This is a genomic window from Rhizobium sp. WYCCWR10014, assembly GCF_001657485.1.
In the GTDB taxonomy this organism is placed as follows: domain Bacteria; phylum Pseudomonadota; class Alphaproteobacteria; order Rhizobiales; family Rhizobiaceae; genus Rhizobium.
This window is the reverse complement of the sequence record NZ_LXFU01000034.1, coordinates 69,423-95,855: the sequence shown is the minus strand read 5'-3', so window position 1 is coordinate 95,855 and position 26,433 is coordinate 69,423. Positions and strand designations below refer to the sequence as shown.

Here is a 26,433-nt window from a genome sequence, read left to right as displayed (position 1 = left end):
GTCGGTGGATGGACGATGACGGCTGCGGCATCTGTGAGGAATGCCTGGCCTCGTGATCGACGCAAGAAGGGCGCAAGACGATGGTAATCCGTAGCGCCGGACTTCTGATATACCGGCGCGTTTCCGGGGAGATCGAAGTTCTTCTCGTCCATCCGGGTGGTCCTTTCTGGGTCAGGAAAGACGAGGCTGCGTGGTCGATCCCGAAGGGGCTGGTCGAGCCTGGAGAAGATGAGCTCGCGGCGGCAATAAGGGAGACTGCCGAAGAGCTGGGTGTGGCAGTCGATGGCAGGTTCACACCGTTGGGCGAATACCGACAACCTGGCGGAAAGATAGTTGTCGCGTGGTCGATCGAAGCCGATCCGGTACTGGACGTGAATGCGATACAGAGTTGCGAATTTCAAATGGAATGGCCGCCACGGTCAGGCCGGGTACAGTGCTTTCCGGAGGTTGATCGTGCGGGTTGGTTTTCTCTCACCGACGCAGCCATAAAGCTCTTGAAAGGGCAGCGACCAATGCTTACCGGCCTTATTCGGCCCGAAGTTGGTGACTAAGCCGTCCTATCTGGCTGCACTATGCGTCAGGTGCGCGGCAGCCATGAGTTGCTTCTGAAGATAACGATCCTATCTGACAGTCACCGCCATGTGACTGAAATCGAGAAATTGGAGCTGCGATCCGCCTTGGGCACGCGCGAGGAGACAATCATGAACGGCATTTCCAAAACCCTGAACGACATGACGCTTGTCGAACGCTCGAGCCTGCTCGACACCGTCGCCGACGCCTTGGAAGCGACGGCCGAAGAGGCGGAAGGTGAGGGCGACACCCGCTTCGTCGCCAACTCCATCTGCGTCGCCAATACGATCCGCGGACTATCCGGCGATCTCACGCCGCGCGATCTCCAGGCAGCCGAGTTGCTCCTTGAGCAGGGCATCATGCTCGTCCACCAATTCTCGAACCGGGCAAAAACGAACGGAGTGCTTCACTAGCGGGAGGTGAGAGCGGCCCTCTAAGCATTGTGCTCTGTCAGTGTGGACGGCGGCTGATGGATTGAGATAAAGCCGTTAATCCGCGCCGGAGATAACGGATGCTGCCGGCCTCTGGTGAGAACGAGCGGTCTCGGCCGCGGCAAACCGTCGGGAGCCCGGAGATCAGCATACACGCCCGGAAGGCTTTATTTCCAATGGATTGCCGGTTCAACGCACAGCTGTATCGAATGGCCGATATAGCGGGGTTCACCTTTGTTCGATCAGGAGAAGCGTGATGCAGCCTGGTCGCACAGGCCTTGCCGTATGCATGATGGTCGCCGCCGCTTTTTTAAATAGTCTCGACGCAGTCATCGTGCGTTTGCTGGCCGGCGAGGTGCATCCATTGATGATCGGCTTTTTCCGGTCGTTTTTCGGACTTCTTGTCGTCACGCCCTGGATCGTGTCACGGGTCGACCTGAAAGCCTCTCCCTATCGTGTTCTGCATGTCGTGCGCGCGGGCCTGAAGCTTGCCTCGCTGGTCGCATTGTTTGTCGCCTTTGCGCACGCGCCACTCGCCGATGCCACGGCAATCAATTTCACCATGCCTATGTTTCTCGTTCTCGGTGCGTGGCTTGTGCTCAAGGAACATGTCGGCCTCTCCAGCGTGGCCGGCATTGTCGCAGGTTTTGTCGGCGTCATGATCATCATTCGCCCTGGAGCGTCCGGTTTCGACCAATGGCTGCTTTTTGCGCTGGCAGGAGCGGTTTTGACGGCGGCCAGCCAATTGATGCTGCGGCGGATGGCGTTGAGGGATAGTGCCGACCGGCTGGTTGCATGGAATCTGACAACGACGGTGCCGCTTGGCCTGATCGTCATGCTGCCGGTCTGGTCAATGCCGACCTGGAGCCAACTCGGGCTGCTTGCCATGCAAGGGGCACTCGGCGCACTCAACATGACGCTGATCACACGCGCCTTCGGTATGGCGACCGCAAGCGTTCTGGCACCGCTCGACTTTCTCCGACTGCCCGTCGTGGCCATCATGGCCTTCTCATTTTTCGCGGAAGTTCCCGCCGCACAGACGTGGATCGGAGCGGCGGTGATTATCGGCGCGGCCATTATCGGAACGCGCGGCCTGACATGGCGACGCAAGCCGCCGGTTGATAAGCCCTGATCATTTTTGGGGTTCACAAAAATTTTAGATGCACTAATATTTCAGTTATAGCGACTGGTCTTGGAACCGTGCCTGTTGCCGGAGGGGTATGACAGTCAGCACAGACGAAGACGAAACCGGACATCACGACCCCATGGGGTTCACTCGGGAGGAGTGGCATGAAGAGTTTCATCGGCAAGCGCGCGATCGCCAGTGGCGTATCGCTCGTGGTGCTTATCGTCATCGTGTTCTTCCTGTCCCGGCTGACGGGCGATCCGACCGACCTCTATCTGCCGATCGATGCGACCACGGAAATGCGCCAGCAATTCCGTGAGATGAACGGTTTCAACGATCCGTTGATCATCCAGTTCGGCCGTTATGTCTCGGATCTCGTCCAGGGCAATTTCGGTCAATCACTGCGACAGGCCCGTCCGGCCATGGATGTCGTGCTGGAGGCCTTCGTCTGGACCTTCTGGCTGGCTGTCATCACCATGGCGCTGGTCACGGTCGCCGCGATCGTCATCGGTTCGCTCGCGGCGTTTCGCGTCGGCGGCGTCTTCGACCGTCTCGCCACTTTCTTCTCGTTGATCGGCGCTGCGGCGCCGGATTTCTGGCTGGCCATCGTGGCGATCGTCATTTTCGCCGTCAAACTGCATGTCCTGCCGACATCGGGAACGGGAACTTTCTGGCACTGGGTCCTGCCGGTCAGCGTGCTGTTCATCCGGCCTTTCGGCCTCATCCTTCAGGTGGTCCGCGGCTCGATGATCAGTGTTCTGTCTTCCGCCTATGTGAAGACGGCCCGCGCCAAGGGGGTCCGTTCGAACTCAATCATCTTCATTCACGGACTGCGCAACGCAATGCTGCCGGTGATCACAGTCATCGGCGACCAGGCGGCCGCCATCTTGAACGGTGCCGTTGTCGTCGAAACGGTGTTTGGCTTTCCGGGAATCGGCAAGCTGATGATCGATTCTATTTTGCTTCGCGATTTCGCCGTCGTGCTGGCCGTCATCATGGTCTCGGCACTGGCGATCTTCATCATGAACCTGTTGATCGACATTGCCTATGCGCTGCTCGATCCGCGCATCCGGTATTGAGCGATGACGATGGCCGACACACAAATCCTCGCCGAGAAAAAACCAAGCGGCCCGATCGGACGCTGGCTGACGATGCTGTGGGCGGACAAGCTCGCTTTCTTCGCGGCGCTGTTCCTGTTGATCGTTCTGCTCTGTGCGCTGTTTGGCCCGTTCCTGCTGGAGGCCATCGCCACCAAGCAGAACCTGCGGGGCCGGAACGCGCCGCCGTTCGATATCACCCGCGGAATGCTTTATGTCCTCGGCGCCGATGCGCTGGGCAGGCCGCTTCTTGCCCGCGTCATCGTGGCGGCGCAAAATACCATCCTGGTTGCCGCGGCAGCCGTGCTCGCATCATCCGTCGTCGGCACGGGGCTCGGTCTGGTGGCGGGTTACAGCCGCTCTTCTGCTGCTCAATGGATCATGCGCCTCGGCGACGTCATCATGTCCTTTCCGTCGCTGCTTCTGGCGGTGATCGTGCTCTACATGCTCGAGCCCTCGGTCACCAATATCGTCCTCGTCTTGGCAATCACCCGCATTCCCATCTATCTGCGCACCACGCGCGCCGAAGTGCTGGAAGTGCGCGAGCGGATGTTCGTGCAGGCGGCGAAGGTCATGGGAGCATCGTACTGGCGCATTGTCTTCCATCACATCCTGCCAGTGATCTTCCCCACGCTCGTGACCATCGCGACGCTGGATTTCGCCTTCGTCATGTTGGCGGAATCCTCCCTGTCATTCCTCGGGATCGGCATTCAGGCGCCGGAGATCACCTGGGGTCTCATGGTTGCTCAAGGACGACCCTATCTCACCAATGCCTGGTGGCTTTCCTTCTGGCCGGGCCTTGCAATCATTCTGACGACACTGTCGCTGAACCTACTGTCCAATTGGCTGCGTATCGCACTCGATCCGACGCAACGCTGGCGCCTTGAAATGAGGGGCAGGAAAAATGGCCGAACATCTTTTGGAAGTGCGTGACCTTTCGGTCGAGTTCCACACCGCGAGCGGGACCGTCAAGGCGGTGCAGGATGTCAGCTGGCATCTCGATCGCGGCGAGACCCTGGCGATCCTTGGGGAAAGCGGTTCGGGCAAATCCGTGTCAGCCTCGGCGATCATGAACCTGATCGACATGCCACCCGGCAAGATCACCAGCGGCACCATTCTCCTCAACGGCCGCGACATGCTGAAAATGACGACCGAGGAGCGGCGCTCGATCAACGGCGCCAAGATCGCCATGATCTTTCAAGACCCGCTCGCCCACCTCAATCCGGTCTACCCGGTCGGCTGGCAAATCACCGAGATGATGACGACGCATGGCCAGCCGGCCGAACGCGCCGGCGCAAGGGCGCTCGAATTGATCAGGCGCGTCGGCATAAGCGATCCGCAGGCTGCGATGCGAAAATATCCATTCCAGTTCTCCGGCGGACAGCGGCAGCGCTTGATGATCGCCATGGCAATCGCCTGCAAGCCCGATATCCTGATCGCGGATGAACCCACCACCGCGCTTGATGTTACGGTGCAGGCGCAGGTGCTCGAACTTCTGCAGGAGTTGCAGCAGGAAACCGGAATGGGCCTGTTGCTGATCACTCACGATTTGGGCGTCGTTGCCGAGATAGCCGACCGCGTCGTGGTGATGAATTCCGGCTGCGTCGTCGAAACCGGCAATGCGGCCGAAGTCTATCGCAACCCGCAGAACGCCTATACGAAGAAGCTGATTGCTGCCGCACCCGGGAAGGGTGCGATGGCGCAAGAGCGTGACCGGCAGGGCGAACCGCTGCTGCGCGCCATCGGCTTGAAGAAGAGTTTCGGCGCATTTCAGGCGCTGAAGGGCGTGGACTTCGTCATCATGCCCGGCGAGACGGTTGCCGTTGTCGGTGAGAGCGGTTCCGGCAAATCTACCCTTGCCCGGGCGATCGTTCGCCTCGACGATCCGCAGGAGGGAAAGGTCCTCTACCGCGGCAACGATCTGCTTGCGATGACCCCGAGGGAAATATTCGGGCTGCGTCGCGATTTGCAGATGGTCTTTCAGGACCCGACGCAGTCACTCAACCCACGCATGAGCGTGTTCCGGTTGATTTCGGAGGCCTGGGTCATTCACCCGGATATCCTGCCGAAAGCAAGATGGAAGGAGAGGGTGGCCGAGTTGCTGGTCAAGGTTGGCCTGAAACCGGATATGGCCGACCGGTATCCACATCAGTTTTCCGGCGGCCAGCGCCAGCGCATCGCGATTGCCCGGGCGCTTGCGATGGAGCCGAAACTGATCATCTGCGACGAGGCGGTTTCGGCGCTCGACGTGTCGATCCAGGCACAGGTGATTGCCTTGCTTGAGGGCCTGCGTCGCGAATTCGGACTGTCCTACCTTTTCATTGCACACGACCTGCCGGTGGTTCGCGATTTCGCCGATCGCGTCATCGTCATGAAGGCCGGCGAGATTGTCGAGGAGGGGCCGGTGGAACAGATCTTCAACGCGCCCTCCCACCCTTACACGCAGGCGCTTCTTGCCGCGAGCCTCGATCCCGATCCGGAAATCCAGGCCGCCCGACGCGCTGCCCGCCAACTACAGGAAGGACTCGTTTCCGCATGAAGCCCGATGTCATCGTCGCCTATCCGCTCCGGCCCCATCAGATGGCAATGCTGGAGGAGACCTACACGCTGCATCGGCTGGATCTTGTCAAAGGCGAAGAGCGGGATGCTCTCCTGCGGAAAGCCGGCCCGATCTCTTCCGCACTGGTCTGCAACGGCCATGTGACGATCGACGAAGCCCTGCTTTCGAAATTGCCGGCATTAAAGCTCGCCGCCTGTTCCTCGGCTGGCTACGACCAGATGGACGTCGAGGCGATGACACGGCGCGGCATCAAGCTCACCAACACATCCGAGGTGCTTTGCGACGACGTTGCCGACATGGCACTGCTTCTGATGCTGGCGGCACGCCGGCGCCTGCCGGAAGGCGATCGCTATGTGCGCTCCGGCGATTGGGGGAAGAAGGGCATGATGCCGCTGACGACATCGACGTCGGGCAAGAAGGCCGGGATCGTCGGCCTCGGCCGCATCGGGATGGCCATTGCCAAGCGATGCGAAGCTGTCGGGCTGACGGTCGGCTATTATGGGAGGACGAAGAAGGCCGGCAACGATTTTGCCTATTTCGACGCACCGGTAAAACTGGCGGACTGGGCCGATATCCTGATCGTCGCGACCCCTGGCGGACCCTCGACCGAAGGACTGATATCGGCGGACGTGCTGAATGCGCTCGGGCCGACGGGCAGCTTCATCAACATTGCCCGCGGCACCGTGGTCGACGAGCCGGCCTTGATCAAGGCCTTGCAGGAAAGGCGGATCGCCTCGGCCGGCATCGATGTCTACCTCAACGAACCCAATCCCGATCCGCGCTTTGCAGCGCTCGACAACGTTGTGCTCTATCCCCACCATGCCAGCGGTACCGAGGAAACGCGCGACAGGATGGCGCAATTGACGGTCGACAACGTTGCCGCCTTCTTTGCAGGCAGGCCGCTGCTGACGCCGGTCAATTGACTTCGGCAAAACCCGCGGCGCGGCAGATCAGACGAAATAGTCCGGGAACTCTTTCCGCATGTCTTCCACTTTTGCGACGGTGCGGCTGAGATGCTCGCGGATCGCATCGACCGCGCCCTGTTCGTCGCGAGCGGCGATCGCATCGATGATGGCGTGGTGCCCATCGAGAATGCTCGCGATCTTGCCCTTTTCGGGCAGATGCAGACGACGAATGCGCTCGAGATGGCCGGACCGCTCGCGTATCAATTGGTGGAGGCTGCTGCGCTTGGCGCCTGCAAACAATGTCTGGTGAAAGAGTTCGTCGAGCTCCTGGAAGATCGCGATCTGATCGGCGTCGTCAGCGACTGCCGACTGCATCTTGATGATCGACCGGGCGCGCGTGATGACGCTCGGATCTGGATCCGGATCGGTTGCGAGGCGGCGGCAAACCTCCGTTTCCAGCGCCACGCGAAGGAAATGTGCCTCGTAAATCTGCAGGACGTCGATCCTGGTCACCACTGTGCGGGACTGCGGATAAATGCGAACCAGACCCTCCTGTTTAAGAAGCTGCAATGCGTCTCGGATCGGAGTCTGGCTGACTTCATAAGTCTCCGTAAGCTCGGTGCGCGACAGCGTGGTGTCCGGCGGCAGCTGAATGGTGATGATGCGCTTTCGCAGATCATCATAGACCCGCTGGACCGTGCTGCCGGCAACAACCGGAAAGCCGGGCGCGGTCAGGCCGAATGTGGAGGCGAACTGGGAATTCATGTGAGGCGTCCTTTTCAGTCCATTCATAGCTTTGCACGACCTAATGCACAAGAACGCAAACTTTCCATTGATATATATGTCAAACTAAAATATCAGTTGGTGCAAACGCTGAAATAAGCAAGCGAAAAGGTGGGAGAGAGCCGTGACCGCGAGGAAAACCTACGAGCAATTGCGGTCGGCCCGATGGATGCTGCCGGATGATCAGCGCTCGTTCGGCCACCGGTCACGGACCATGCAGATGGGTTACGCGCCGGAGGATTGGCAAGGAAAGCCGATCATTGCCGTGATCAACACCTGGTCCGATGCCCAGCCGTGCCACATGCATTTCCGTGAACGCGCCGAATGGGTGAAGCGCGGAATTCTTCAGTCGGGCGGTTTCCCCATGGAACTGCCTGCTCTTTCCCTCTCCGAAAACTTCGTCAAGCCGACCACGATGCTCTATCGCAATATGCTGGCGATGGAGACCGAGGAACTGCTTCGCAGCCATCCTGTCGATGGCGCCGTTCTGATGGGTGGCTGCGACAAGACGACACCCGGCCTTGTCATGGGCGCAGTCAGCATGGGCATTCCCTTCATTTATCTCCCCGCCGGCCCGATGCTTCGCGGCAACTATGCCGGCAAGACGCTGGGCTCCGGCACCGACGGTTTCAAATACTGGGACGAGCGCCGCGCCGGCACGATCACCCAGGAGGAGTGGCAGGGCATCGAAGGCGGAATCGCCCGCAGTTACGGCCATTGCATGACAATGGGCACGGCGTCGACGATGACGGCGATCGCCGAGGCTATGGGATTGACGCTGCCGGGCGCGTCCTCGATACCGGCAGCCGACGCCAACCATCAGCGCATGTCGGCGGCCTGCGGCCGCCGCATCGTCGATATGGTGTGGGAGGATCTGACGCCGGACCAGATCATTACTCCCGCGGCCGTCGACAACGCAGTCACGGTCGCCATGGCGACCGGCTGCTCCACCAATGCCATCATTCACCTGATCGCCATGGCGCGGCGCGCCGGCGTTCCGCTGGAGCTCGATGATCTCGATCGCATCGGTCGCACGACGCCGGTTCTCGCCAATATCCGGCCTTCCGGTTCGACCTACCTGATGGAGGATTTCTTTTATGCGGGTGGCTTGCGTGCGCTGATGAAGCAGCTCGGCGACAAGCTGGATCCCATCGCGATCACCGTGACGGGAAAACCCTTGGTGGATGGTCTCGACCAGGTGAAGATCTACGATGACGACGTTATCCGTCCACTGTCGAACCCGGTCTATCACGAAGGTTCGCTGGCCGTGCTCAAGGGGAACCTGTGTCCCGACGGCGCGGTCATCAAACCGGCGGCCTGCGACCCGAAATTCCATCGCCATTGCGGCCCGGCGCTGGTCGCCGACACCTATGCGGAGATGAAGAAGATCATCGACGATCCCGACTATCCGCTGACGCCGGACACGGTTCTCGTGCTCCGCAATGCCGGCCCCCAGGGCGGACCGGGCATGCCGGAATGGGGCATGATCCCGATGCCGAAGGCGCTGTTGAAGCTCGGCCTGCGCGACATGGTGCGCATCTCGGACGCCCGCATGTCCGGAACCAGTTTCGGCGCCTGCGTGCTGCATGTCGCACCGGAATCTTATGTTGGCGGGCCTCTGGCGCTGCTGAAGACGGGGGACATGGTCGAGCTTGATATTCCGGCACGCAGCCTCAATATGCTGGTTTCCGAAGAAGAGATCACAGCGCGGCGTGCCGCTTGGGTGGCGCCGACGCGGCATTACGAGCGCGGTTACGGCTTTATGTTCTCCGGCCATATCGAACAGGCCGACAAAGGCTGCGACTTTGATTTCCTGACGACGGAATTCGGGGGCAAGACGCCGGAACCGGCAATCAACTGAGGCACCAAGATGTTTGATCCCGATCGACGTACCATTCCCGCACAGCCTCCCAAGGCTGGCTTCGCTGCCGGTCCGTCCAAGCTGGACGCCATCCGATCGGTCACCCTGTCGCTCGCTTATCTGCCTTTGGCGCGGCCGATCAGCGATGCCAAGGTTTTGACGGGCCGGCAGAAGCCGCTGACCCAGGTGGCCTTTCTATTTTGCGAGATCGTCTCCGAGGCCGGCCATAGCGGTCTCGGTTTCAGTTACTCGAAGCGGGCAGGCGGACCTGCGCTTTATGCACATGCCTGCGAGCTTGCCGACAACCTGATCGGCGAAGATCCCAACGATACCGCGCGCATCTGGGACAAGCTCTGCTGGGCCGGGGCCTCGGTCGGCCGCTCCGGCATTGCAACGCAGGCAATCGCCGCCATCGACATCTGCCTCTGGGACCTAAAGGCGAAACGCGCCGGCCTGCCGCTCGCAAAACTGCTAGGCGCCCATCGCGACAGTGTCGCCTGCTACAACACCTCCGGCGGCTTCCTGTCATCGAGCGTCGAGGAAATCCGCGATGCCATCGACCATTCGATCGCTTCCGGTATCGGCGGCATTAAGATCAAGGTAGGACAGCCGGACCCGATGATCGACCTTCGCCGGCTTGATGCGGTGACTAGCCATATCGATGGCCGTGTTCCGCTGATGGTGGATGCAAACCAGCAATGGGATCGCACGACGGCCTTGCGTTTCGGCCGGCTGGTCGAGCCGCTCAACCTCGAATGGATCGAAGAGCCGCTCGATGCCTATGACGCCGAGGGCCATGCGGCACTGGCACGCGAACTCGCCACGCCGATCGCCACCGGCGAAATGCTGGCAAGCGCCGACGAGCACATGGCGCTGATCCGGGCCGATGCGGTCGACTTCATTCAGCCGGATGCGCCGCGTGTCGGCGGCATCACGCCCTTTCTGCGTATCTGCACGCACGCCGAGGCGAAGCGTATGCGCCTGGCCCCGCACTTCGCCATGGAAATCCATCTGCACCTGGCCGCCGCCTATGCGCATGAGCCGTGGGTAGAGCATTTCGATTGGCTGGCGCCACTGTTTAACGAAGAACTCGAGATCAAGGACGGCCGGATGATCGTGCCGGCCCGTCCGGGGCTTGGTTGCAGCCTGACCGGCAAAGCCCGCGACTGGACCGTGGAAACGCGCAGTTTCGGCGTCTGAATGAGAACGAGGAGAAGGATATATGAACCCCGCAACCCGTGAAAAACTGATGGGTGTCTCCGTCGCGACGCTTTGTTCGGCGCTGTTCAAGCGTGGCCTGAGAAACCAGACGGTCCAGGATGTCCGGCCGGTGCAGCCGAAGGGCCGCAATATGGTCGGACCGGCCTTCACGCTGCGTTACATGCCGGCGCGTGAGGACCGGAACGCGATGAACGTCTTTCGGAACCCGAAACATCCGCAACGGCTTGCCATCGAGACTTGCCCGGAAGGCTCTGTTCTGGTGATGGACAGCCGCAAGGATCCGCGCGCAGCCTCTGCCGGCGACATCCTAATTACTCGTCTGATGATGCGCGGCGGCGCCGGCGTGGTCACCGATGGCGGCTTCCGGGACGCCATGACGATCGGTGGCCTTGATATCCCCGCCTATCACAACCGTCCCTCCAGCCCGACGAACCTGACGCTGCACGAGGCAATCGACATCAATGTGCCGATAGGCTGTGGCGATGTGGCGGTCTTCCCGGGCGACATCATGGTTGGCGACGACGATAGCGTGATCGTCATCCCTGCCGACATCGCCGACGAGATCGCTGATGAAGCGGTAGAGATGACCGCTTACGAGGATTTCGTGACGGAACGCGTCAAGCAAGGTCATACGATCATCGGCCTCTACCCGGCCACCGACGAAAGCAATCTGACCCTCTTTGCCGAATGGCGGAAGGTGAATGGCCGCTAGAGCATGATGCCGAAAAGTGAGCAGTTTTCGGACGACATCATGCTCTAGCTATTTAATGGAGAACAGGATTCAGATTTTAGGCGAATAAAGCCTAAAATCATTCTGTTCTAGGGCGGCGCATCTTGAACAACGGATCACCGAATCAGGACGGAGCGAGGCTCCGCCGAGGAGAATAACAATGAGCTGGACCCCTTCAGGCAAACATTTCATCGCCGGCGAGTGGATTGCCGGAACGACGACATTTCAGTCCGAGCCGGCGCATGGGCAGGCACACGACTTTGCTGTCGGCACAACGGAACTGGTCGACCGCGCCTGCCGCGCCGCCGAAGCTGCTTTTGCAGCGTTTTCGGCAACGACACGCGAGGAGCGCGCCATTTTCCTCGAGGCAATAGCCGAGGAGATCGACAAGCGCGGCGAGGCCGTCACCCTCATCGGAACGCAGGAAACCGGGCTTCCGGAAGGCCGGCTCAACGGCGAACGCGCTCGCACCACCGGCCAACTCAGACTGTTTGCCGACCATATCCGCAAGGGCGCGCATCTCGACGCTCGCATCGATGCGGCCCAACCCGACCGGCAACCGGCGCCGCGGCCCGAGATCCGTCTGGTGCAACGGCCGATCGGCCCCGTCGCCGTCTTCGGCGCTTCGAATTTTCCGCTGGCATTCTCGACGGCCGGCGGCGATACGGCAGCAGCGCTTGCGGCGGGCTGCCCGGTCGTGGTGAAGGGGCATTCGGCCCATCCCGGCACAGGTGAAATCATCGCCGAGGCGATTGCAGCCGCTATCGAGCGCACTGGAATGCCGGCCGGCGTCTTCAGCCTGATCCAGGGCGGCCGCCGTGATGTCGGAACGGCTCTGGTGACGCATCCGGCCATCAAAGCCGTTGGCTTCACCGGCTCGCTTGCCGGCGGACGGGCCCTCTTTGACCTTTGCGCCCAGCGCCCTGAGCCAATTCCCTTTTTCGGGGAACTGGGCAGCGTTAATCCGATGTTCCTGCTTCCGGCTGCTACCGCTGCCCGGGCGGAGGCAATCGGTTCCGGCTGGGCCGGTTCACTGACGCTTGGTGCCGGCCAGTTCTGCACCAATCCCGGTATCGCCGTCGTCGTCGACGGGCCGGAGGCGGACAAGTTCACCAGTGCTGCCAAGTCGGCTCTTGAAAAAACGGCACCGCAGACGATGCTGACCAAAGGCATCGCCACGGCCTATCACGAAGGTGTCGACCGGATGCGGGCAAGCAATGCGGTCGCGCCGGTTCTCACGGCAGAGAATGCTGGCCGCGACGCAGCGCCGAACCTGTTTGAGACCAACGGCTCGGCCTGGCTTGCCGATCACTCGCTCAGCGAAGAGGTGTTCGGCCCTCTCGGCCTCGTCGTGCGCGTCGGCTCGCCTAAAGAGATGGTGGCCCTTGCCGAAAGCTTTCAAGGACAGCTGACCGCGACGATCCATATGGACGACGCTGATCTTGGCCTTGCCCGCGACCTGCTGCCGATCCTGGAAAGAAAGGCGGGCAGATTGCTGGTCAATGGCTTCCCAACCGGCGTGGAGGTTGTCGATTCCATGGTGCATGGCGGACCCTACCCGGCCTCGACCAATTTCGGTGCGACCAGCGTCGGGACCATGTCGATCCGCAGGTTCTTGCGCCCCGTCGCCTATCAGAATTTCCCCGCCGACCTGTTGCCGCAAGACCTGCGCAACTGAAACCGAGGAGTACCAAATTGATCGCCCCGACGGAACTTCGCGAGATCATTCGCAACGGCCTGCTGTCTTTTCCCGTCACTCCTTTCGATGCCGAGGACCGGTTTGCCGCCAAGCCGTTTTCAGCACATCTGGAATGGCTGTCATCCTACCCCGTTGCCGGCCTGATCGTTGCAGGCGGCACCGGTGAGCTGTTCTCGCTGACGCCGGGCGAGGTGGTTGAGGTGGTAAAGGCCGCCCGCGCCGTATCCGGCGATGCGCCGGTTATTGCCGGATGCGGCTACGGCACGCGCATTGCCTGCGACATGGCGCGCGAGATCGAGGCGGCTGGTGGCGACGGCATTCTTCTGCTGCCGCATTACCTGACCGAGGCGCCGGCAGATGGCATTGCCGCGCGTGTACGGGCCGTTTGCAAGGCCACCAATATGGGCGTTATCGTTTATAATCGTGGCCAGGCGCGGGTTTCGGCCGAGCAGCTTGCTCAGCTTGCCGACGAATGCCCAAATCTGATCGGCTTCAAGGACGGTACCGGCGATATCGATACGGTGCGCCGTGTCACGATCGCGCTCGGCGACCGGCTTTCCTATATTGGCGGCATGCCGACACATGAACTGTTTGCCCAGGCCTATCGCGGAGCCGGCATGCCGACCTATTCCTCGGCGGTCTTCAATTTCGTGCCTGAAACGGCATTGAAATTCCACAAGGCATTCCTTGCCGGCGACGATGCGGCCTGTGAACAGATGCTGCGCGATTTCTACTATCCCTTTGCCCGTATCCGCGATCGCAAAGCCGGTTATGCGGTTTCCGCCGTCAAGGCAGGCGTGCGGTTGCGCGGCTTTGAGGCGGGACCAGTGCGGGCGCCGCTGACGGATCTCACCGACGAGGAAGTCGAGATGATGCGCGAACTGATTGCTTCGGCCAGATAAAAATGAAGCGGTTCAGACACGGTTGAGGGCTCCGCGCCTCGGAGCGCCAGGGTTGAAGGCTGTCGTGAACTGGTATATTAGTGCACTTGTGCTTTGCGGAACTATGAGGAGATAGATGTCGGAACACCGGAAACGGGACGCAGATTCGCTGTGAGGAGCGCCAATGGCGCATGGGAGGAGAACGAAATGAAACTGCATTTGTTAGCTGCCTGCTTTTCAACAACCGTGCTCGCGCTGAGCGGCGGTACGGCGCACGCTCAGGATGCCAAGAGCAACGTCACTGTTGTGCTCGCCGAAACCGTTGATGTCGTCGAACCCTGTATGGCAGCGCGCCAGGACGTCGGCCGGGTCATTTCTGAAAACGTCAACGAGATGCTGGTGGAATTCGACTACGTCAATGGCGGCCTCAAACCTCGCCTGGCCACGGAATGGTCGAAGATCGATGACGACACCTGGGAGTTCAAGCTGCGCCCGAATGTCAAATGGCACGATGGCAAGCCGTTCACCGCCAAGGATGTCCAATTCACCATCGAGCGCAACAAGAACAAGAAGCTCAGCTGTGAGACCGGCGGCAAATATTTCGGCGGCACCGAGTTCAGCTTCGAAACCCCGGATGCCAACACGATCCGCATTACGACAAAACCGGCGCAACCGATTCTTCCGCTTCTGATGACGGTGATGGCCGTGGAATCGGCCGAGGCGACGCCAGCAGACGAATTCACCCGCAAGCCGATTGGCACCGGCCCCTATACGTTCGACAAGTGGGAAATCGGCCAGTCGATCGTGCTGAAGCGCAATCCGGAGTATTGGGGGGAGAAGCCCCAGGTGGAACAGGCGACCTATCTGTTCCGCTCCGACAGCGCCGTTGCCGCCGCGATGGTCGATGCCGGCGAAGCCGATATCGTTCCGGCCGTATCCGTACAGGATGCCACCAACAAGGAAACCGATTTCGCCTATCCGAATTCGGAGACGACATCGCTGCGCATCGATACGCGCGCAGCACCCCTTAACGACCGGCGCATCCGTGAAGCGATGAACCTCGCCATCGATCGTCAGGCGATGCTCGGAACGCTGTTCCCCGAACAGGCAAAGATCGCGACACAGCTCGTCGTGCCGACCACGATCGGCTACAATGCCGATATCCCCGCCTGGCCCTATGATGCCGAAAAAGCAAAGCAACTGGTCGCAGCAGCGAAAGCGGACGGCGTGCCGGTCGATCAGGAGATCCGCATCATCGGTCGCAATGGGCAATATCCCAATGCCACCGAAGCGATGGAAGCGATGATGGCAATGCTTCAGGAAGTCGGCTTGAACGTAAAGCTCGACATGTATGACGTTTCCGTGTGGAACGGCTACTTCGTTGCACCCTTTGTCGCCGATTCCGGTCCGACGCTGACCCAGTCGCAGCACGACAATGCGACCGGCGATCCCGTCTTCACCGCATTCGTGAAATACGCGACCGACGGCTCGCACTCCATGGTTCGCGATCCCGCCGTCGACGCGCTGATCGCCAAGGCGACGTCTGCCACCGGCGACGAGCGCACCAAACTCTGGAAGGAGTTGTTCGCCAAGGTGAATACCGAAATCATCGCGGACATCCCGATGTTTCACATGGTCGGTTTCACCCGCGTCTCGCCGCGTCTCGACTTCAAGCCGACGATCGCGACGAATTCCGAGCTGCAACTGTCGCAGATCCGCTTCAAGTAGGCCGGTATGCCGCACTTGAGCACGGGCCGCCGCAAATAGCGGCCCGTGCTTTCCATGACGTAAGGGAGAAATGCCTTTGCCCCTGATTGACCGCATTGCCCTGACCCAATTCGCCGAGCAGATATTGACCCGCGCCGGCATGGAGCCCGACAAGGCAGAAAAGACCGCCGCCGTGCTGGTGGAAGGCGACATGATTGGCCATGAAACCCATGGCGTCAGCCTTTTGAACTGGTATGTCGAGGCGTTGGAAGACGGTTCTCTGGCGAAGTCCGGCAGCTATGAGGTCGTCAATGACCGCGGCGCAGCTTTTGTTTGGGACGGCAAATCCTTGCCCGGTGCATGGCTACTGACGAAGGCGATCGAGCAGGCCTGTGAACGCGTAAGCGATCATGGCGTCGTCACCGCCGCGATCCGCAACTGCCACCATACTTGCGCACTTTCAGCCTTCATGCGGCAGGTAACCGACCGGGGCCTGATCGTGCAGCTGTCGGTCTCGCATCCCGCTGCAAGCCGCGTTGCGCCCTACGGCGGCACGAAGCCGCTCCTGACGCCCAATCCGATGGCGGCCGGCTTCCCGACGTCTAAGGATCCGATCCTGATCGATGTCTCGGCCTCGATCACCACCACGACCATGACGCAAAACCTGGCGAAGGCCGGCAAGACATTTCCGGAGGCCTGGGCTTTCACCGCCGCAGGCGAGCCGACCGATGATCCGCGCGAGGTGACCGAACGGGGCGGGACAATGATGCCTCTTGGCGGCCAGTTGAAGGGGCACAAGGGTTTTGGGCTCGGGCTGATCGTCGAGTTGCTAGGGCAGGGGCTTTCCGGCAAGGGACGGGCCAACACGCCGTCCGGTGTGTTTTCGCAAAGCGCTTTCCTTCAGATCATCGATCCCGCCTTTTTTGCCGGGCTGGATGCCTTTACGGCGCAGTCTGACTTTCTCGCCTCTGCCTGCCGCAGCAATCCTCCGGCGCCCTGGAACAATGGCCCCGTTCGCATGCCGGGCGACAGCGCAGCACGAAAGCGCCGCTCGGCGTTGGAAGAGGGCGTGCCGGTCGGCGATGCAGCTTGGCAGAAGCTTTGCAAACATGCCGAGATCCGAGGCTTGCCTATTCCCCACGTCGCCGAGTGAGGAACCCATCTCTGCTTCGAAACTTCTTATCGGTCGCCGCAATGCCCGGTGTCGGTTGCAATCAAATCGGCCAAACCAACAACAGGATCGGCACACTGACGACCACCACAATGAGCGAGAGCGGCAGACCCAGTCGGGCGTAGTCACCAAATCGATATCCACCCGGTCCCATCACGAGCGTGTTGCATTGGTGTCCGATGGGCGTGAGGAAGTCACAGCCGGCTCCAATTGCCACCGCCATCAGAAAAGCATCGGGCTTGAAGCCCAGCTTCTCGGCAAAGGTCGCAGCAATCGGCGCCATGACCAGAACCGTCGCTGCGTTGTTCAAAAACGGGGTTACAGCCATGGCCGCAACCAGGATGAGAGCCAAAGCACCAAAGGGCGGGAGCATTTCGGCGGTTCGCGAGAGGAGGTCCGCGATGATGTCGGTGGTTCCTGTGGTCCTGAGCGAGTCGCTGATCGGAATGAGAGCGGCCAGCATGATCAGGATGGGCGCATCGAGATGCTGATAGACTTCCCGCAAAGGAACGGATCCGGTGACCACCATCAGAAAAGCGGCGGCGAAAAACGCTGTCGCGACGGGAATGCCCCCGAAGGCTGTCGCCCCCATCGTTGCCATCAGGATAATGACGGGGATCATGCCATTGCGGGCGTTGCCGAGCTTCATATCTCGTTCGACCAGCGGCAAACAACCCCATTCGCGTAGAAGATCCGGTAGTTTCTGCAAGTCGCCCTGCAGGACCACGACGTCACCATTGCGAATCTTGATCTCGCCCAGACGCTCGGTGAAGCGCCTGTCGCGGCGGCTGACGGCAAGAAGGTTAAGCCCGGTATTGTGGAAGAGAGAAACGTCTTTTGCGCTGACGCCGATCAATCGGGAATGTTCGCCAACGATAGCTTCAACAGAACTGATGTCTTGGCGTGTCTCGGGCTGGTGTTTACGGTCGGACAGTTGAAGCTTGGCTTCACTGACGATCTTGTCGAGGGCGCTCTGCTCCCCCTCGATAATAAGTAGGTCGCCATCCTTGAGCACCGTGTCGGGAAGGGGCGTTCGTCTTTGGCCGTTGCCACCGATAATCGCAGTCACCATCGCATCGCCGCCCGCCGGCTTCTGCAGCCAGCTGACGGAGCGTCCGATCGCCCCTGATGGTGTGGTGACCTTGGCCTCGGTCGTGTAGTTTTTGATCGCCACCGCCTCATCCATCGACGTTTCGACCCGTGATCTTTCAGGCAGCAGCTTGTAGAACAGCGCCAGAAAGATAACGCCGGCGACCGAGAGCGCCAGGCCGACAGGCGTATAGTCAAACATCATGAACGGCTGCCCGGTGATCTCCTCGCGCACCCGGGAAACGATGATGTTTGGTGAGGTGCCGATCTGCGTCATAAGCCCTCCGAGCAGAGAGGCGAAAGACATCGGCATCAGGAACATCGACGGTGATACGCGTGATTTCCGGGCCATTTGCACAGCGACCGGGATCATGATCGCCAGCGCACCAATGTTTTTGATGAACGCCGACAGGGCTGCGACAATGGCAACCAGAATGATCAGCTGCATCCGTGGCCCGCGTCGTTCGGGAGAAAATCTGCGCAAGGCGACGTCCATGATCCCCGATCTGGAGATCGCCGCACTGACGATGAGTGCGCTGCCAACGATGATAACAATGTCATCGGAAAAGCCGGAGAAAGCATTTTTGGCAGGGACGATGCCGACAATGATTGCAGCGAGAAGGGAACTCACGGCGACTATATCGTATCGAAAACGACCCCACAGGAACGCGCCCATCATCAGCGCGATGATGAGAAGAGATAGCCATTGATCAGCGCGCATATTTGCATCCCGGTGGTAGCAATTAACGTTTCAAGCAAGAGAACGATGCGGCGAGGTGGAGAAATTTTTTCTCATCTATCCCAGCCGTTCTATCCGCTGACGGCTGGAGGAGCACCCAGATGGAACTTCCAGCCTCCAGGCGGCATTTCGCTGTCGGGGTTGCTTTCGGGAACGACCATGGCCAGTGACAAACTATCGACCTATCGGTCGAAGCGCGACTTTCAAAAGACGGCGGAGCCGAGCGGCGAAACGCAGCTCGCCCGCAGCAATCGCCGTCGCTTCGTGATCCAGAAACATGATGCCACCCGGCTGCACTACGACCTGCGGCTCGAGCTGGATGGCGTCTTCAAATCCTGGGCGGTCACCAAAGGCCCCTCTCTCGACCCGCATGACAAGCGGCTGGCAGTTGAGGTCGAGGATCATCCGCTCGACTATGGCGACTTCGAAGGCACCATTCCGAAAGGTCAGTATGGCGGCGGGACGGTCATGCTCTGGGATCGGGGCTATTGGGAACCGGAAGGAAATAAGAGCCCCGAGCAGGCACTCGCCAAGGGTGACTTCAAGTTCACCTTGGAAGGCAAACGCCTGCGCGGCAGCTTCGTGCTGGTGCGCATGCGCAATGATCGCAACGGCGGCAACCGGACAAATTGGCTGCTCATCAAACACCATGATCAGTTCTCCGTCGAAAATAATGGCGAAGCGATCCTCGAGGAGAACAACACCTCTGTCGCCTCCGGCCGAACCATGGAGATGATTGCCGCCGGCAAGGGACGAAAGCCCAAGCCTTTCATGGTCGAGGGTGGCGACGTTCAGGCTGATGCCGTCTGGGACAGCAACCACGGACTGGCTGCCGAAGAGCGAAAAGAGGACCCCGTAGGCGGTCGGAAATCGAAACCGGTCACAAAGGTCGATCTACCGGATTTCATTGCGCCGCAGCTCTGCCAGACCCTGGAACGCCCTCCGGCCGGCACCGGCTGGATTCACGAGATCAAGTTCGACGGCTACCGGATCCAGATGCGAGTGCTGGATGGTGAGGCGACGCTGAAGACCAGGAAAGGGCTCGACTGGACGGCCAAATATCCCGAGATCGCCGAGGCGGCATCGACACTGCCCGATGCGATCATCGACGGCGAGATCTGCGCCCTCGACGATCATGGCGTTCCTGATTTCGCGGCCCTGCAGGCGGCCCTTTCGGAAGGCAAGACCGGCGAGCTCGTCTATTTCGCCTTCGATCTTCTCCATGAGGGTGACGAGGACTTGCGAACTCTGCCGCTCGTCGAGCGCAAGACGCGGCTTCAAAGCCTTCTGTCCGACGCCGGCAATGATCCGCGCATCCGTTTCGTCGAGCATTTCGACACCGGCGGTGATGCAGTTCTCCGGTCTGCCTGCAAGCTCTCGCTGGAAGGCATCGTCTCGAAAGAGGCGGATGCCCCCTATCAATCCGGCCGTACCGAAAGCTGGGCGAAGTCGAAATGCCGCGCCGGCCACGAGGTGGTGATCGGCGCCTATGCCAAGACCAACGGGAAATTCCGATCCCTGCTGGTCGGCGTCTACCGCGGCGGCCACTTCGTCTATGTCGGCCGCGTCGGCACAGGATATGGCGCGAAGAAGGTTGAAACGCTGCTTCCGAAGTTGAAAGCGCTCGAGACGGCAAAATCACCTTTCACCGGCATCGGCGCGCCGAAGAAGGAGGCCGAGGTCACCTGGCTGAAGCCCAAGCTCGTGGCGGAAATCGAATTCGCAGGCTGGACCGCCGACGGTATTGTCCGGCAGGCGGCCTTCAAGGGACTGCGGGACGACAAGCCGGCCAAAGAGGTCAAGGCCGAACGGCCGGCAAAGCCCGCGCAAACTGACGTGCCGCAGCCGGCCGTGGAGGCGAAGGCCAGACCTACCCGCAAAAAGGGCGCCAAGGCCGAGGTCATGGGGGTGCTGATCTCCAACCCGGACAAGCCGCTGTGGCCGGATGCCAATGACGGCAGACCCGTTATCAAGGAAGAGCTGGCCCGTTACTACGAAGCCGTCGGCTCCTGGCTGATCGAGCACATCAAGGGACGGCCATGTTCCATCATCCGCGCGCCCGACGGGATCGGCGGCGAGCAGTTTTTCCAACGCCACGCGATGCCCGGCACCTCGAACCTTGTCGAACTGGTCAAGGTCTTCGGCGATAAAAGGCCTTATCTGCAAATCGACCGGGTCGAAGGCTTGGCTGCCGTCGCCCAGATCGGCGCCGTCGAGCTGCATCCCTGGAATTGCGAACCGCATCAGCCTGAGGTGCCCGGCCGGCTCGTCTTCGACCTTGATCCAGGTCCGGACGTGCCATTCTCCGCGGTCGTTTCGGCAGCCCGCGAAATGCGGGACCGTCTCGATGCGTTAGGCCTGATCAGCTTTTGCAAGACGACTGGCGGCAAGGGTCTGCACGTTGTCACTCCACTCGCAATCAACAAGCGCAAGCCGCTTTCTTGGGCCGAAGCGAAGGGTTTTGCGCACGATGTCTGCCAGCAAATGGCGCGCGACAATCCCGATCTCTATCTGATCAAAATGACAAAGAGCCTGAGGAACGGCCGGATCTTCCTCGACTATCTGCGCAACGACCGGATGGCGACGGCCGTGGCGCCTTTGTCACCGCGCGCCCGGCCGGGTGCCACCGTCTCGATGCCACTGACCTGGACCCAGGTCAAATCGGATCTGGACCCCAAGCGCTTCACCATCCGCACCGTTCCGGCCATGTTGTCGAAATCCTCTGCCTGGGAAGAGTACGGTGATGGCAAGCGTCCGCTCGAACAGGCGATCAAGCGGCTCGCCAAGGCGCGGGTGGCGGCTTGATTGAGGGCTTATCCGCGGACCGGGTTCGAGGTGATAGTTAGCCCGAACCGGAATTGCTTTGGGAGTTCCCGCCCGGCGATCCACCGTGGCGACAGCCGAGCCAGGCGTCGGATTAATGCCGTGGTGTTCAAGTTGGATTTGTTGCAGGCAACGACACTCACCTGGCCACGATCGACAGTTTCCGTGGAGCAGTCCGAAAAGTCCATCGGTCGGAGGCTTTCGACGCTGACTGCTTCATCGCATCGTCGAGAGGTCAGTCGCCTATCGAGCCGATGCCTCGTGGTACAGCTTCATCGCGTCCGACGCGGTTCCGCCATGCGTACCTTCCCTCGGAGGCAGGTTTACCGCCAATCGAACCACGGTGTCAGCAAGCCCGTCTTGCGCCGATAGGCTTCATATTCGGATGCCAGCGGTGATAGGGAGAACTTCCTCTCCTCATTGCGGGCTGCAATCACGTAGACAACCGTAAAAAATAAGACCGGCAGGATCGACCATATCGACCAAGATGCCAGCGCCCACCCCGACCAGAAGAGCAGGTAGGACGTGTAAAAGGGGTGCCGCAGGTAGCGATAGGGACCGTCGGTGACAAGACTATCTGGGTGATCGAGGGTGAACACAAAGCGCAACCTGGCCTGTCGCGACGCCGACACCGCCCACCAGAACAAGCCCGCCGACGCGATTTCAAATCCCAGTCCTACTACCTGTACCCATAGCATCTGCGTCCCGGACCAAACCAGGTAGAGGAAAAACGCCGTCGTCGCGATGACGCCGACGGTGATCAACTTTGCTCCGGCTTCCATCTTCGGTGAGTTGAAGTGGCCTCGCAACGACCACGCGTAGGACCCGACGATAATCAGGCTGGTGATCGAAATAATAAAGTCCAGAAGAAATTGCATCGTGATGCCCACGTTGAAAGGTTGGTTGCAATTGCTGCTGCGACAGACCTAACCCGTATACAACGCCTATGCAAATGATTGATGGATGATACGCAACCGCACTGAAACGTGTCGTGATTGCACGACCTGGTTTAGATCCGGTTTACGATGATCATGCACCTGCCGTAGATATTTTCGTGCCAGACTTTGGCTGCGCTTTAGGGGTCGCAGCTTATGGATGTATTTCACTGTACAATCGACACCAGCCACGGCGCTGTGCGCATCAGTGACACCATTGATGGCGCTGCACCACTGGTTATGATACACGGTTCCGGCAGCTCACGGACGGTCTTTTCACGGCAACTACACAGTCACTTGTCCCGGAATTGGCGTCTGATTGCGCTCGATCTTCCGGGACATGGCGAATCGAGCGACGCTCGAGATCCGCAGTCAACTTACACCGTCACCGGTCTTGCCGACTGCGTAGGAGAGGTGGCAGCCCGCCTGGGGCTTCATCGCTTTCCCGTGCTGGGATGGTCGCTTGGCGGTCACGTCGCGATTGAGATGGCGGGCAGCGGCAACGGCATTTCGGGCCTGATGTTGTGCGGCACGCCACCGGTCCCCAGCGGTCTCCTCGGAATGCTGCGGGGATTCCATCCATCATTTGACATTCTTCTGGCTTCAAAAGAGAACTTTACATCGCGTGACGTGGAGCGGTTTCAGTCTCTTTGCTTTGGAGACACGAGCAACCCCTCCTTTCGCGACGCCATAGCGCGCGCAGACGGGAGACTAAGAAGCGTTTTTTCTCGCGCAATGTTGCGGGGGCAGGGGGTGGATCAGCGCCGCACCGTCGAACAGGCCGATATACCCATTGCTTTTGTGAATGGATTTCATGATCCCTTTGTCAAACTCAGCTATTTTTCGGGCCTGAACATCCAGTTGCTCTTCGAAGGCAAAGCGCATGTAATGGAAGGTGCTGGACACGCGCCCTTCTGGGAAAAGCCGGAGAGTTTCAACTCGATGCTCGACCGGTTCCTGAACACAGTCGCCGCTCATGAAACCAATACCGGTCTGAAAAATCATCGCTTTCTTTCGAACAGATCAGTGTTCTAAGAGCAATACGCGGAGCTGCGGTCTCCTGTGCTTACAGTTTCCGAAAACTTGTCGCGGGAAGATCGACGAGCGGCTCGAAAGACGACACAGGATCTTTCCGGCCCGGAATCGGATCGGAATGCGAGGGATGTGGCTCGCCATTGCCGCGGCCACGAGCTCGTACTGCAAACGACGAGTTTCCATCGGTCGTAAAGCACTATTTGACGTCTAAGTTCGTTATGCGACGGTCACGTCGGGCAACCGTCATTGCCTTTCCCGCAGACCGATCCCGCCCTATCATTCGGAGGCGCCTGCATGAAATCCAGGGAGATGGGAGAGCGATGCGGAATTGTTTAGGCCTGCTAGCTGCAGGAGTCTCTCTCCTCCAGCTATGCTCCTTCGCCAACGCACAGTCACCGAATGCCCTGGAGAGGGCCATCGGAGATGCGCAGCCATGCAGGTCGTTGAAGACCAAGGTATCGAGCTTCGGCATCAGTGTGGAGGTAGGCGTCGACAAGCTCGATTCCGTGAAGATCGAAAACCTGCAATTGTCGGTGAATGGCAACACCGCGCAGGCGAGCGCCCGCGGCACGCTTGCTTGCAAGACCTCGAACGAAGCGCTGGTAGAAGGAGGGTTTTCAGCGACCGCTGAGGTTCGGCTGAAGGTCGACCTGACGACCTGCAAGATGACCGAGACCTCCATCGAGATCGTCAAGACCGGCGGCCGGTTCGGCGACATCGTCAAAGGGCTTGAGACTGAAATCTCTGGCGCCCTCCGGCGAAGTCTGGAGAAGAACGTGGCCAAGCTTTGCGAGAAGTGATCAGCGGATCGACACGGTTACAGAGTTGCAGAATTGACGCCGCCAAAAAGTGTCTCCAGCGTTGGGACCCTGACGACGCGAATTCCGCTGAGAGCTGTCGCCGGATACGAAGATTTTCATCCAGGGACTGTAGATCCCTCATCGGTCCGCAAGTCGCCGATGACACGGAAGTCCCTCGGTGACAGTCTTAACTGTCTCGTCCTCCTCGCGAAGGAGAAATTCCAGAGAGCTGTATTGCAGCATGCCGGTGGAGGGGTGGAGGCGTCCACGTCTGTGTGCCTTCGGCGACTATTGGGAAGGGATCGAAGACTGCGTTGCAGAGGTTCCGCCGCCTTAGCGGAGCAACCCATCGCGACTGAACTCTTCCCAGCCGAGAGGTTTCGATCGCGACGCATCGTCGGGGTCGGCATCAGGTTTCAAAGGGGTCTTGGCCTTGGTCTTCAGCGAACGCGTCAACTTCGCTTTCAAGGCTGCCCGCCGTCGTTTCTCGGCCGTAGCTTCAGCATCCTCTTCGCGCCAGACTGTCACCAGATCTCGGTCGAGGATGTCCTCCACCACGCGCGGGTCGAATACGTGGAAGGTAATTTTCCTCGCCCGCCCACGCAGCTTCACCGTGCGGGTTCCTGCACTGGGCAAGCGCCCGTCGCCGAGCCAGCGATGTCTCTCGGTAGTAGAGATCGTCAGGATGTCCTGGATTTCACGGGGGATCACAGGCAGGCTTTCGATGTCTTCTAGCGCGTTGGAAACGACTGACGAAGCAGCACGGAACGCACTCTTAGCCGTTTCAGCCATCGCCAATGTCAAAGCACCCGCCTCGATTTCGAGCGACTTTCTCACCGCCAACGGCAGACGTGCGCGAATTTCCAGCAGAATCCCCTTCGCGCGAACGGATGATCCGAGCGTGGCTGCGGTCGATAGGGGCCACTCCTTGATCAGCTCCGCATCGTCGGTGGTCTTGGGTTTTGTCATGTACCAGTAGATGGGCCTTCCGCTCAGCAGCGTCAACGACTACGCCAGGACGGAGGCATCATGTGATTACGCTCAGTCCCGGTGCTCGGGCATCTGCTTGAGCTCGTCCTTGGTCCAGCTCGTAACGGCATGAACGTCGCCGTCTTCATCGCGCATGAACTCAAGATCCGAAATCGGAACTGCAACAGGCTTCGCGCCAATAGCCCAGAAAGCCTCCGACGTCGATGACCGCGGAGCCGCCGGCGCCCGCGCACCGTTGCGACCCTGCAGTCAAAATCTTCCGCCTGGGAGATTACAGTGACGGCCAGCGGCCACTAGAACAGGCGATCAAGCGCCTCGGGAAAGTCTCCAAAGTGGCTTGAGCGTTATCGGACTACAGTCCGTCCGGCACTGTGATTAGCTGGTTTTCTCTGCGTGCTGATATTGCCATTCACAAAACTGCTCCAAATAGCGGTTGGGTAGATCGCGTGCCGTCACGCGTTGACAATCCTCCTTAGCTCAGGTCTACTGGTCCACTTACCGGACCAGTAGACCTGAGCGCGGGGAGGGGAAAAGCAATGGACGTTCGAGCGATGCTCGAAGACGACGTTGCGGCGCTCGGTGGAGCGCCGAAGAAGTCGATGAAAGACTTCGTCGTCCAGAAGATTGCGACCTTCATTGCCACCGGCATTCTCAAGGTGGGCGATCCGCTGCCAAGCGAACGTGAACTCGCCTCCGCACTCTCGGTCAGCCGCGAGACCGTCCGTGGGGCGATCCTTATCCTTTCCACGCATCGGATTCTCTCGGTTGTGCACGGAACGCGCACGGTGGTGGCATCAGAGGATGTCGGCGAATTGGCCGTCCAGGCTGCGCGGTATCGCGACATCGCGGACTACAGTCTCGACAATGTTCATGAGGCCCGGCTGCTGATCGAAGCACAGGTCGTCAGGGCTGCCGCGCTCAAGATGGAGCCTTCAACTCTTGATTACCTCCGCAAGTCGATCGCAGCACAGGAAGCCGCCTGTGACGATCCTGTTCGCTTTTTAATATGTGACCGGGAATTTCACACCGCCATCTACCGTTCCAGCGGCAACGCGGTGCTGGCTGATATGGCCGCCGACCTCTATTCCTATCTTCTGAGCCACCGAAGGCGCGTCGTATCGCAGCCCGGGAGTATCGCCACGAGCATCGCCGATCACCGGATGATTCTCGCCGGCTTGGAGAGGCGGGACCCGGACGCCGCATGCGCGGCCTTCGCGATCCACGAAACCCGTATTTACACAACCACCAAACTACTCTTCTCGTAGTTCGCAGGGAGGCGA

General features: G+C 60.0%; 22 protein-coding genes and 1 pseudogene. 18 read left to right on the top strand and 5 right to left on the bottom strand.

Going from position 1 to position 26,433, the window contains the following annotated elements:
- Nucleotides 1–80 precede the first annotated feature (80 nt).
- The 7 genes from A6U98_RS14240 to A6U98_RS14210 all read left to right on the top strand — a co-directional run bounded on the left by A6U98_RS14240 (nt 81) and on the right by A6U98_RS14210 (nt 6,707).
- A complete protein-coding gene (locus tag A6U98_RS14240; RefSeq protein WP_064650749.1) occupies nt 81–551 on the top strand; it encodes an NUDIX domain-containing protein in 471 nt (156 codons plus the stop codon).
- 150 nt (nt 552–701) lie between these two features.
- Nucleotides 702–983 carry a hypothetical protein gene (locus tag A6U98_RS14235; RefSeq protein WP_064650794.1) on the top strand — a complete coding sequence of 94 codons (282 nt, stop codon included), beginning with the start codon at nt 702–704 and terminating at the stop codon, nt 981–983.
- 274 nt (nt 984–1,257) lie between these two features.
- On the top strand, nt 1,258–2,133 hold the full coding sequence (locus tag A6U98_RS14230; RefSeq protein WP_064650748.1) for a DMT family transporter: 876 nt from the start codon (nt 1,258–1,260) through the stop codon (nt 2,131–2,133).
- A gap of 158 nt (nt 2,134–2,291) precedes the next feature.
- Nucleotides 2,292–3,206, top strand: coding sequence for an ABC transporter permease (locus tag A6U98_RS14225; protein WP_064650747.1), 915 nt, complete (start codon nt 2,292–2,294; stop codon nt 3,204–3,206).
- Nucleotides 3,207–3,209: 3 nt separating this feature from the next.
- Nucleotides 3,210–4,157 (top strand): ABC transporter permease, encoded by a 948-nt coding sequence (locus tag A6U98_RS14220; RefSeq protein ID WP_197496393.1) that lies wholly within the window; start codon nt 3,210–3,212, stop codon nt 4,155–4,157.
- Nucleotides 4,129–5,763 carry an ABC transporter ATP-binding protein gene (locus tag A6U98_RS14215; RefSeq protein WP_064650744.1) on the top strand — a complete coding sequence of 545 codons (1,635 nt, stop codon included), beginning with the start codon at nt 4,129–4,131 and terminating at the stop codon, nt 5,761–5,763. The genes A6U98_RS14220 and A6U98_RS14215 overlap by 29 nt, the downstream gene beginning before the upstream one ends.
- Entirely contained in the window at nt 5,760–6,707 is a 948-nt protein-coding gene (locus A6U98_RS14210) for a 2-hydroxyacid dehydrogenase (protein ID WP_064650743.1), read from the top strand. Before A6U98_RS14215 ends, A6U98_RS14210 begins: the two co-directional genes overlap by 4 nt.
- Before the next feature lie 27 nt (nt 6,708–6,734).
- On the opposite strand, the gene A6U98_RS14205 is transcribed toward A6U98_RS14210, so the two are convergent.
- On the bottom strand, nt 6,735–7,454 hold the full coding sequence (locus A6U98_RS14205) for a GntR family transcriptional regulator (RefSeq protein WP_018245653.1): 720 nt from the start codon (nt 7,452–7,454) through the stop codon (nt 6,735–6,737).
- 142 nt (nt 7,455–7,596) lie between these two features.
- Between A6U98_RS14205 and araD the strand changes: the two genes are divergently transcribed.
- From araD to A6U98_RS14170, 7 genes are all read left to right on the top strand, one after another.
- A complete protein-coding gene (gene araD, locus A6U98_RS14200) occupies nt 7,597–9,333 on the top strand; it encodes an L-arabinonate dehydratase (RefSeq protein ID WP_064650742.1) in 1,737 nt (578 codons plus the stop codon).
- Between the two features lie 9 nt (nt 9,334–9,342).
- The gene (locus A6U98_RS14195) at nt 9,343–10,533 is read left to right on the top strand and encodes a mandelate racemase/muconate lactonizing enzyme family protein (protein WP_064650740.1); all 1,191 of its coding nucleotides are present in this window, start codon (nt 9,343–9,345) and stop codon (nt 10,531–10,533) included.
- A gap of 22 nt (nt 10,534–10,555) precedes the next feature.
- Nucleotides 10,556–11,266 carry a ribonuclease activity regulator RraA gene (locus A6U98_RS14190; RefSeq protein ID WP_064650738.1) on the top strand — a complete coding sequence of 237 codons (711 nt, stop codon included), beginning with the start codon at nt 10,556–10,558 and terminating at the stop codon, nt 11,264–11,266.
- Nucleotides 11,267–11,444: 178 nt separating this feature from the next.
- Nucleotides 11,445–12,962 carry an aldehyde dehydrogenase (NADP(+)) gene (locus A6U98_RS14185; RefSeq protein WP_064650736.1) on the top strand — a complete coding sequence of 506 codons (1,518 nt, stop codon included), beginning with the start codon at nt 11,445–11,447 and terminating at the stop codon, nt 12,960–12,962.
- A gap of 17 nt (nt 12,963–12,979) precedes the next feature.
- Nucleotides 12,980–13,885 carry a 5-dehydro-4-deoxyglucarate dehydratase gene (locus A6U98_RS14180; RefSeq protein ID WP_024321445.1) on the top strand — a complete coding sequence of 302 codons (906 nt, stop codon included), beginning with the start codon at nt 12,980–12,982 and terminating at the stop codon, nt 13,883–13,885.
- 186 nt (nt 13,886–14,071) lie between these two features.
- Complete coding sequence (locus tag A6U98_RS14175) at nt 14,072–15,592, top strand: ABC transporter substrate-binding protein (RefSeq protein WP_064650734.1); 1,521 nt, start codon at nt 14,072–14,074, stop codon at nt 15,590–15,592.
- 70 nt (nt 15,593–15,662) lie between these two features.
- Entirely contained in the window at nt 15,663–16,724 is a 1,062-nt protein-coding gene (locus A6U98_RS14170; RefSeq protein WP_064650732.1) for an Ldh family oxidoreductase, read from the top strand.
- Between the two features lie 61 nt (nt 16,725–16,785).
- Here A6U98_RS14170 and A6U98_RS14165 read toward each other — a convergent pair whose 3' ends face one another.
- Nucleotides 16,786–18,552 carry an SLC13 family permease gene (locus A6U98_RS14165; protein WP_064650730.1) on the bottom strand — a complete coding sequence of 589 codons (1,767 nt, stop codon included), beginning with the start codon at nt 18,550–18,552 and terminating at the stop codon, nt 16,786–16,788.
- A 177-nt stretch (nt 18,553–18,729) separates the two neighbouring features.
- On the opposite strand from A6U98_RS14165, the gene ligD reads away from it, so the two are divergent.
- Complete coding sequence (gene ligD / locus A6U98_RS14160; protein ID WP_064650728.1) at nt 18,730–21,375, top strand: DNA ligase D; 2,646 nt, start codon at nt 18,730–18,732, stop codon at nt 21,373–21,375.
- Between the two features lie 341 nt (nt 21,376–21,716).
- On the opposite strand, the gene A6U98_RS14155 is transcribed toward ligD, so the two are convergent.
- On the bottom strand, nt 21,717–22,271 hold the full coding sequence (locus A6U98_RS14155; RefSeq protein ID WP_064650726.1) for an isoprenylcysteine carboxylmethyltransferase family protein: 555 nt from the start codon (nt 22,269–22,271) through the stop codon (nt 21,717–21,719).
- A gap of 213 nt (nt 22,272–22,484) precedes the next feature.
- On the opposite strand from A6U98_RS14155, the gene A6U98_RS14150 reads away from it, so the two are divergent.
- Nucleotides 22,485–23,363 carry an alpha/beta hydrolase gene (locus tag A6U98_RS14150; RefSeq protein ID WP_064650724.1) on the top strand — a complete coding sequence of 293 codons (879 nt, stop codon included), beginning with the start codon at nt 22,485–22,487 and terminating at the stop codon, nt 23,361–23,363.
- Nucleotides 23,364–23,683: 320 nt separating this feature from the next.
- Nucleotides 23,684–24,163 carry a hypothetical protein gene (locus tag A6U98_RS14145; protein ID WP_064650722.1) on the top strand — a complete coding sequence of 160 codons (480 nt, stop codon included), beginning with the start codon at nt 23,684–23,686 and terminating at the stop codon, nt 24,161–24,163.
- Between the two features lie 333 nt (nt 24,164–24,496).
- Here the strand turns inward: A6U98_RS14145 and A6U98_RS14140 are convergent, their stop codons facing one another.
- Nucleotides 24,497–25,132 carry a hypothetical protein gene (locus tag A6U98_RS14140; protein ID WP_064650720.1) on the bottom strand — a complete coding sequence of 212 codons (636 nt, stop codon included), beginning with the start codon at nt 25,130–25,132 and terminating at the stop codon, nt 24,497–24,499.
- 72 nt (nt 25,133–25,204) lie between these two features.
- A pseudogene (locus A6U98_RS37660) lies at nt 25,205–25,379 on the bottom strand (PRC-barrel domain containing protein); the annotation flags it as partial.
- A 310-nt stretch (nt 25,380–25,689) separates the two neighbouring features.
- On the opposite strand from A6U98_RS37660, the gene A6U98_RS14130 reads away from it, so the two are divergent.
- Nucleotides 25,690–26,418, top strand: coding sequence for an FCD domain-containing protein (locus A6U98_RS14130; protein ID WP_064650718.1), 729 nt, complete (start codon nt 25,690–25,692; stop codon nt 26,416–26,418).
- The last annotated feature ends 15 nt before the right edge of the window (nt 26,419–26,433 follow it).

Coding starts and splice junctions, on each gene's coding strand:
- A6U98_RS14240 (WP_064650749.1), top strand. CDS start 81: ATGGTAATCCGTAGCGCCGGACTTCTGATATACCGGCGCGTTTCCGGG.
- A6U98_RS14235 (WP_064650794.1), top strand. CDS start 702: ATGAACGGCATTTCCAAAACCCTGAACGACATGACGCTTGTCGAACGC.
- A6U98_RS14230 (WP_064650748.1), top strand. CDS start 1,258: ATGCAGCCTGGTCGCACAGGCCTTGCCGTATGCATGATGGTCGCCGCC.
- A6U98_RS14225 (WP_064650747.1), top strand. CDS start 2,292: ATGAAGAGTTTCATCGGCAAGCGCGCGATCGCCAGTGGCGTATCGCTC.
- A6U98_RS14220 (WP_197496393.1), top strand. CDS start 3,210: ATGACGATGGCCGACACACAAATCCTCGCCGAGAAAAAACCAAGCGGC.
- A6U98_RS14215 (WP_064650744.1), top strand. CDS start 4,129: ATGGCCGAACATCTTTTGGAAGTGCGTGACCTTTCGGTCGAGTTCCAC.
- A6U98_RS14210 (WP_064650743.1), top strand. CDS start 5,760: ATGAAGCCCGATGTCATCGTCGCCTATCCGCTCCGGCCCCATCAGATG.
- A6U98_RS14205 (WP_018245653.1), bottom strand. CDS start 7,454: ATGAATTCCCAGTTCGCCTCCACATTCGGCCTGACCGCGCCCGGCTTT.
- A6U98_RS14195 (WP_064650740.1), top strand. CDS start 9,343: ATGTTTGATCCCGATCGACGTACCATTCCCGCACAGCCTCCCAAGGCT.
- A6U98_RS14190 (WP_064650738.1), top strand. CDS start 10,556: ATGAACCCCGCAACCCGTGAAAAACTGATGGGTGTCTCCGTCGCGACG.
- A6U98_RS14185 (WP_064650736.1), top strand. CDS start 11,445: ATGAGCTGGACCCCTTCAGGCAAACATTTCATCGCCGGCGAGTGGATT.
- A6U98_RS14175 (WP_064650734.1), top strand. CDS start 14,072: ATGAAACTGCATTTGTTAGCTGCCTGCTTTTCAACAACCGTGCTCGCG.
- A6U98_RS14170 (WP_064650732.1), top strand. CDS start 15,663: ATGCCTTTGCCCCTGATTGACCGCATTGCCCTGACCCAATTCGCCGAG.
- A6U98_RS14165 (WP_064650730.1), bottom strand. CDS start 18,552: ATGCGCGCTGATCAATGGCTATCTCTTCTCATCATCGCGCTGATGATG.
- ligD (WP_064650728.1), top strand. CDS start 18,730: ATGGCCAGTGACAAACTATCGACCTATCGGTCGAAGCGCGACTTTCAA.
- A6U98_RS14155 (WP_064650726.1), bottom strand. CDS start 22,271: ATGCAATTTCTTCTGGACTTTATTATTTCGATCACCAGCCTGATTATC.
- A6U98_RS14150 (WP_064650724.1), top strand. CDS start 22,485: ATGGATGTATTTCACTGTACAATCGACACCAGCCACGGCGCTGTGCGC.
- A6U98_RS14145 (WP_064650722.1), top strand. CDS start 23,684: ATGCGGAATTGTTTAGGCCTGCTAGCTGCAGGAGTCTCTCTCCTCCAG.
- A6U98_RS14140 (WP_064650720.1), bottom strand. CDS start 25,132: ATGACAAAACCCAAGACCACCGACGATGCGGAGCTGATCAAGGAGTGG.
- A6U98_RS14130 (WP_064650718.1), top strand. CDS start 25,690: ATGGACGTTCGAGCGATGCTCGAAGACGACGTTGCGGCGCTCGGTGGA.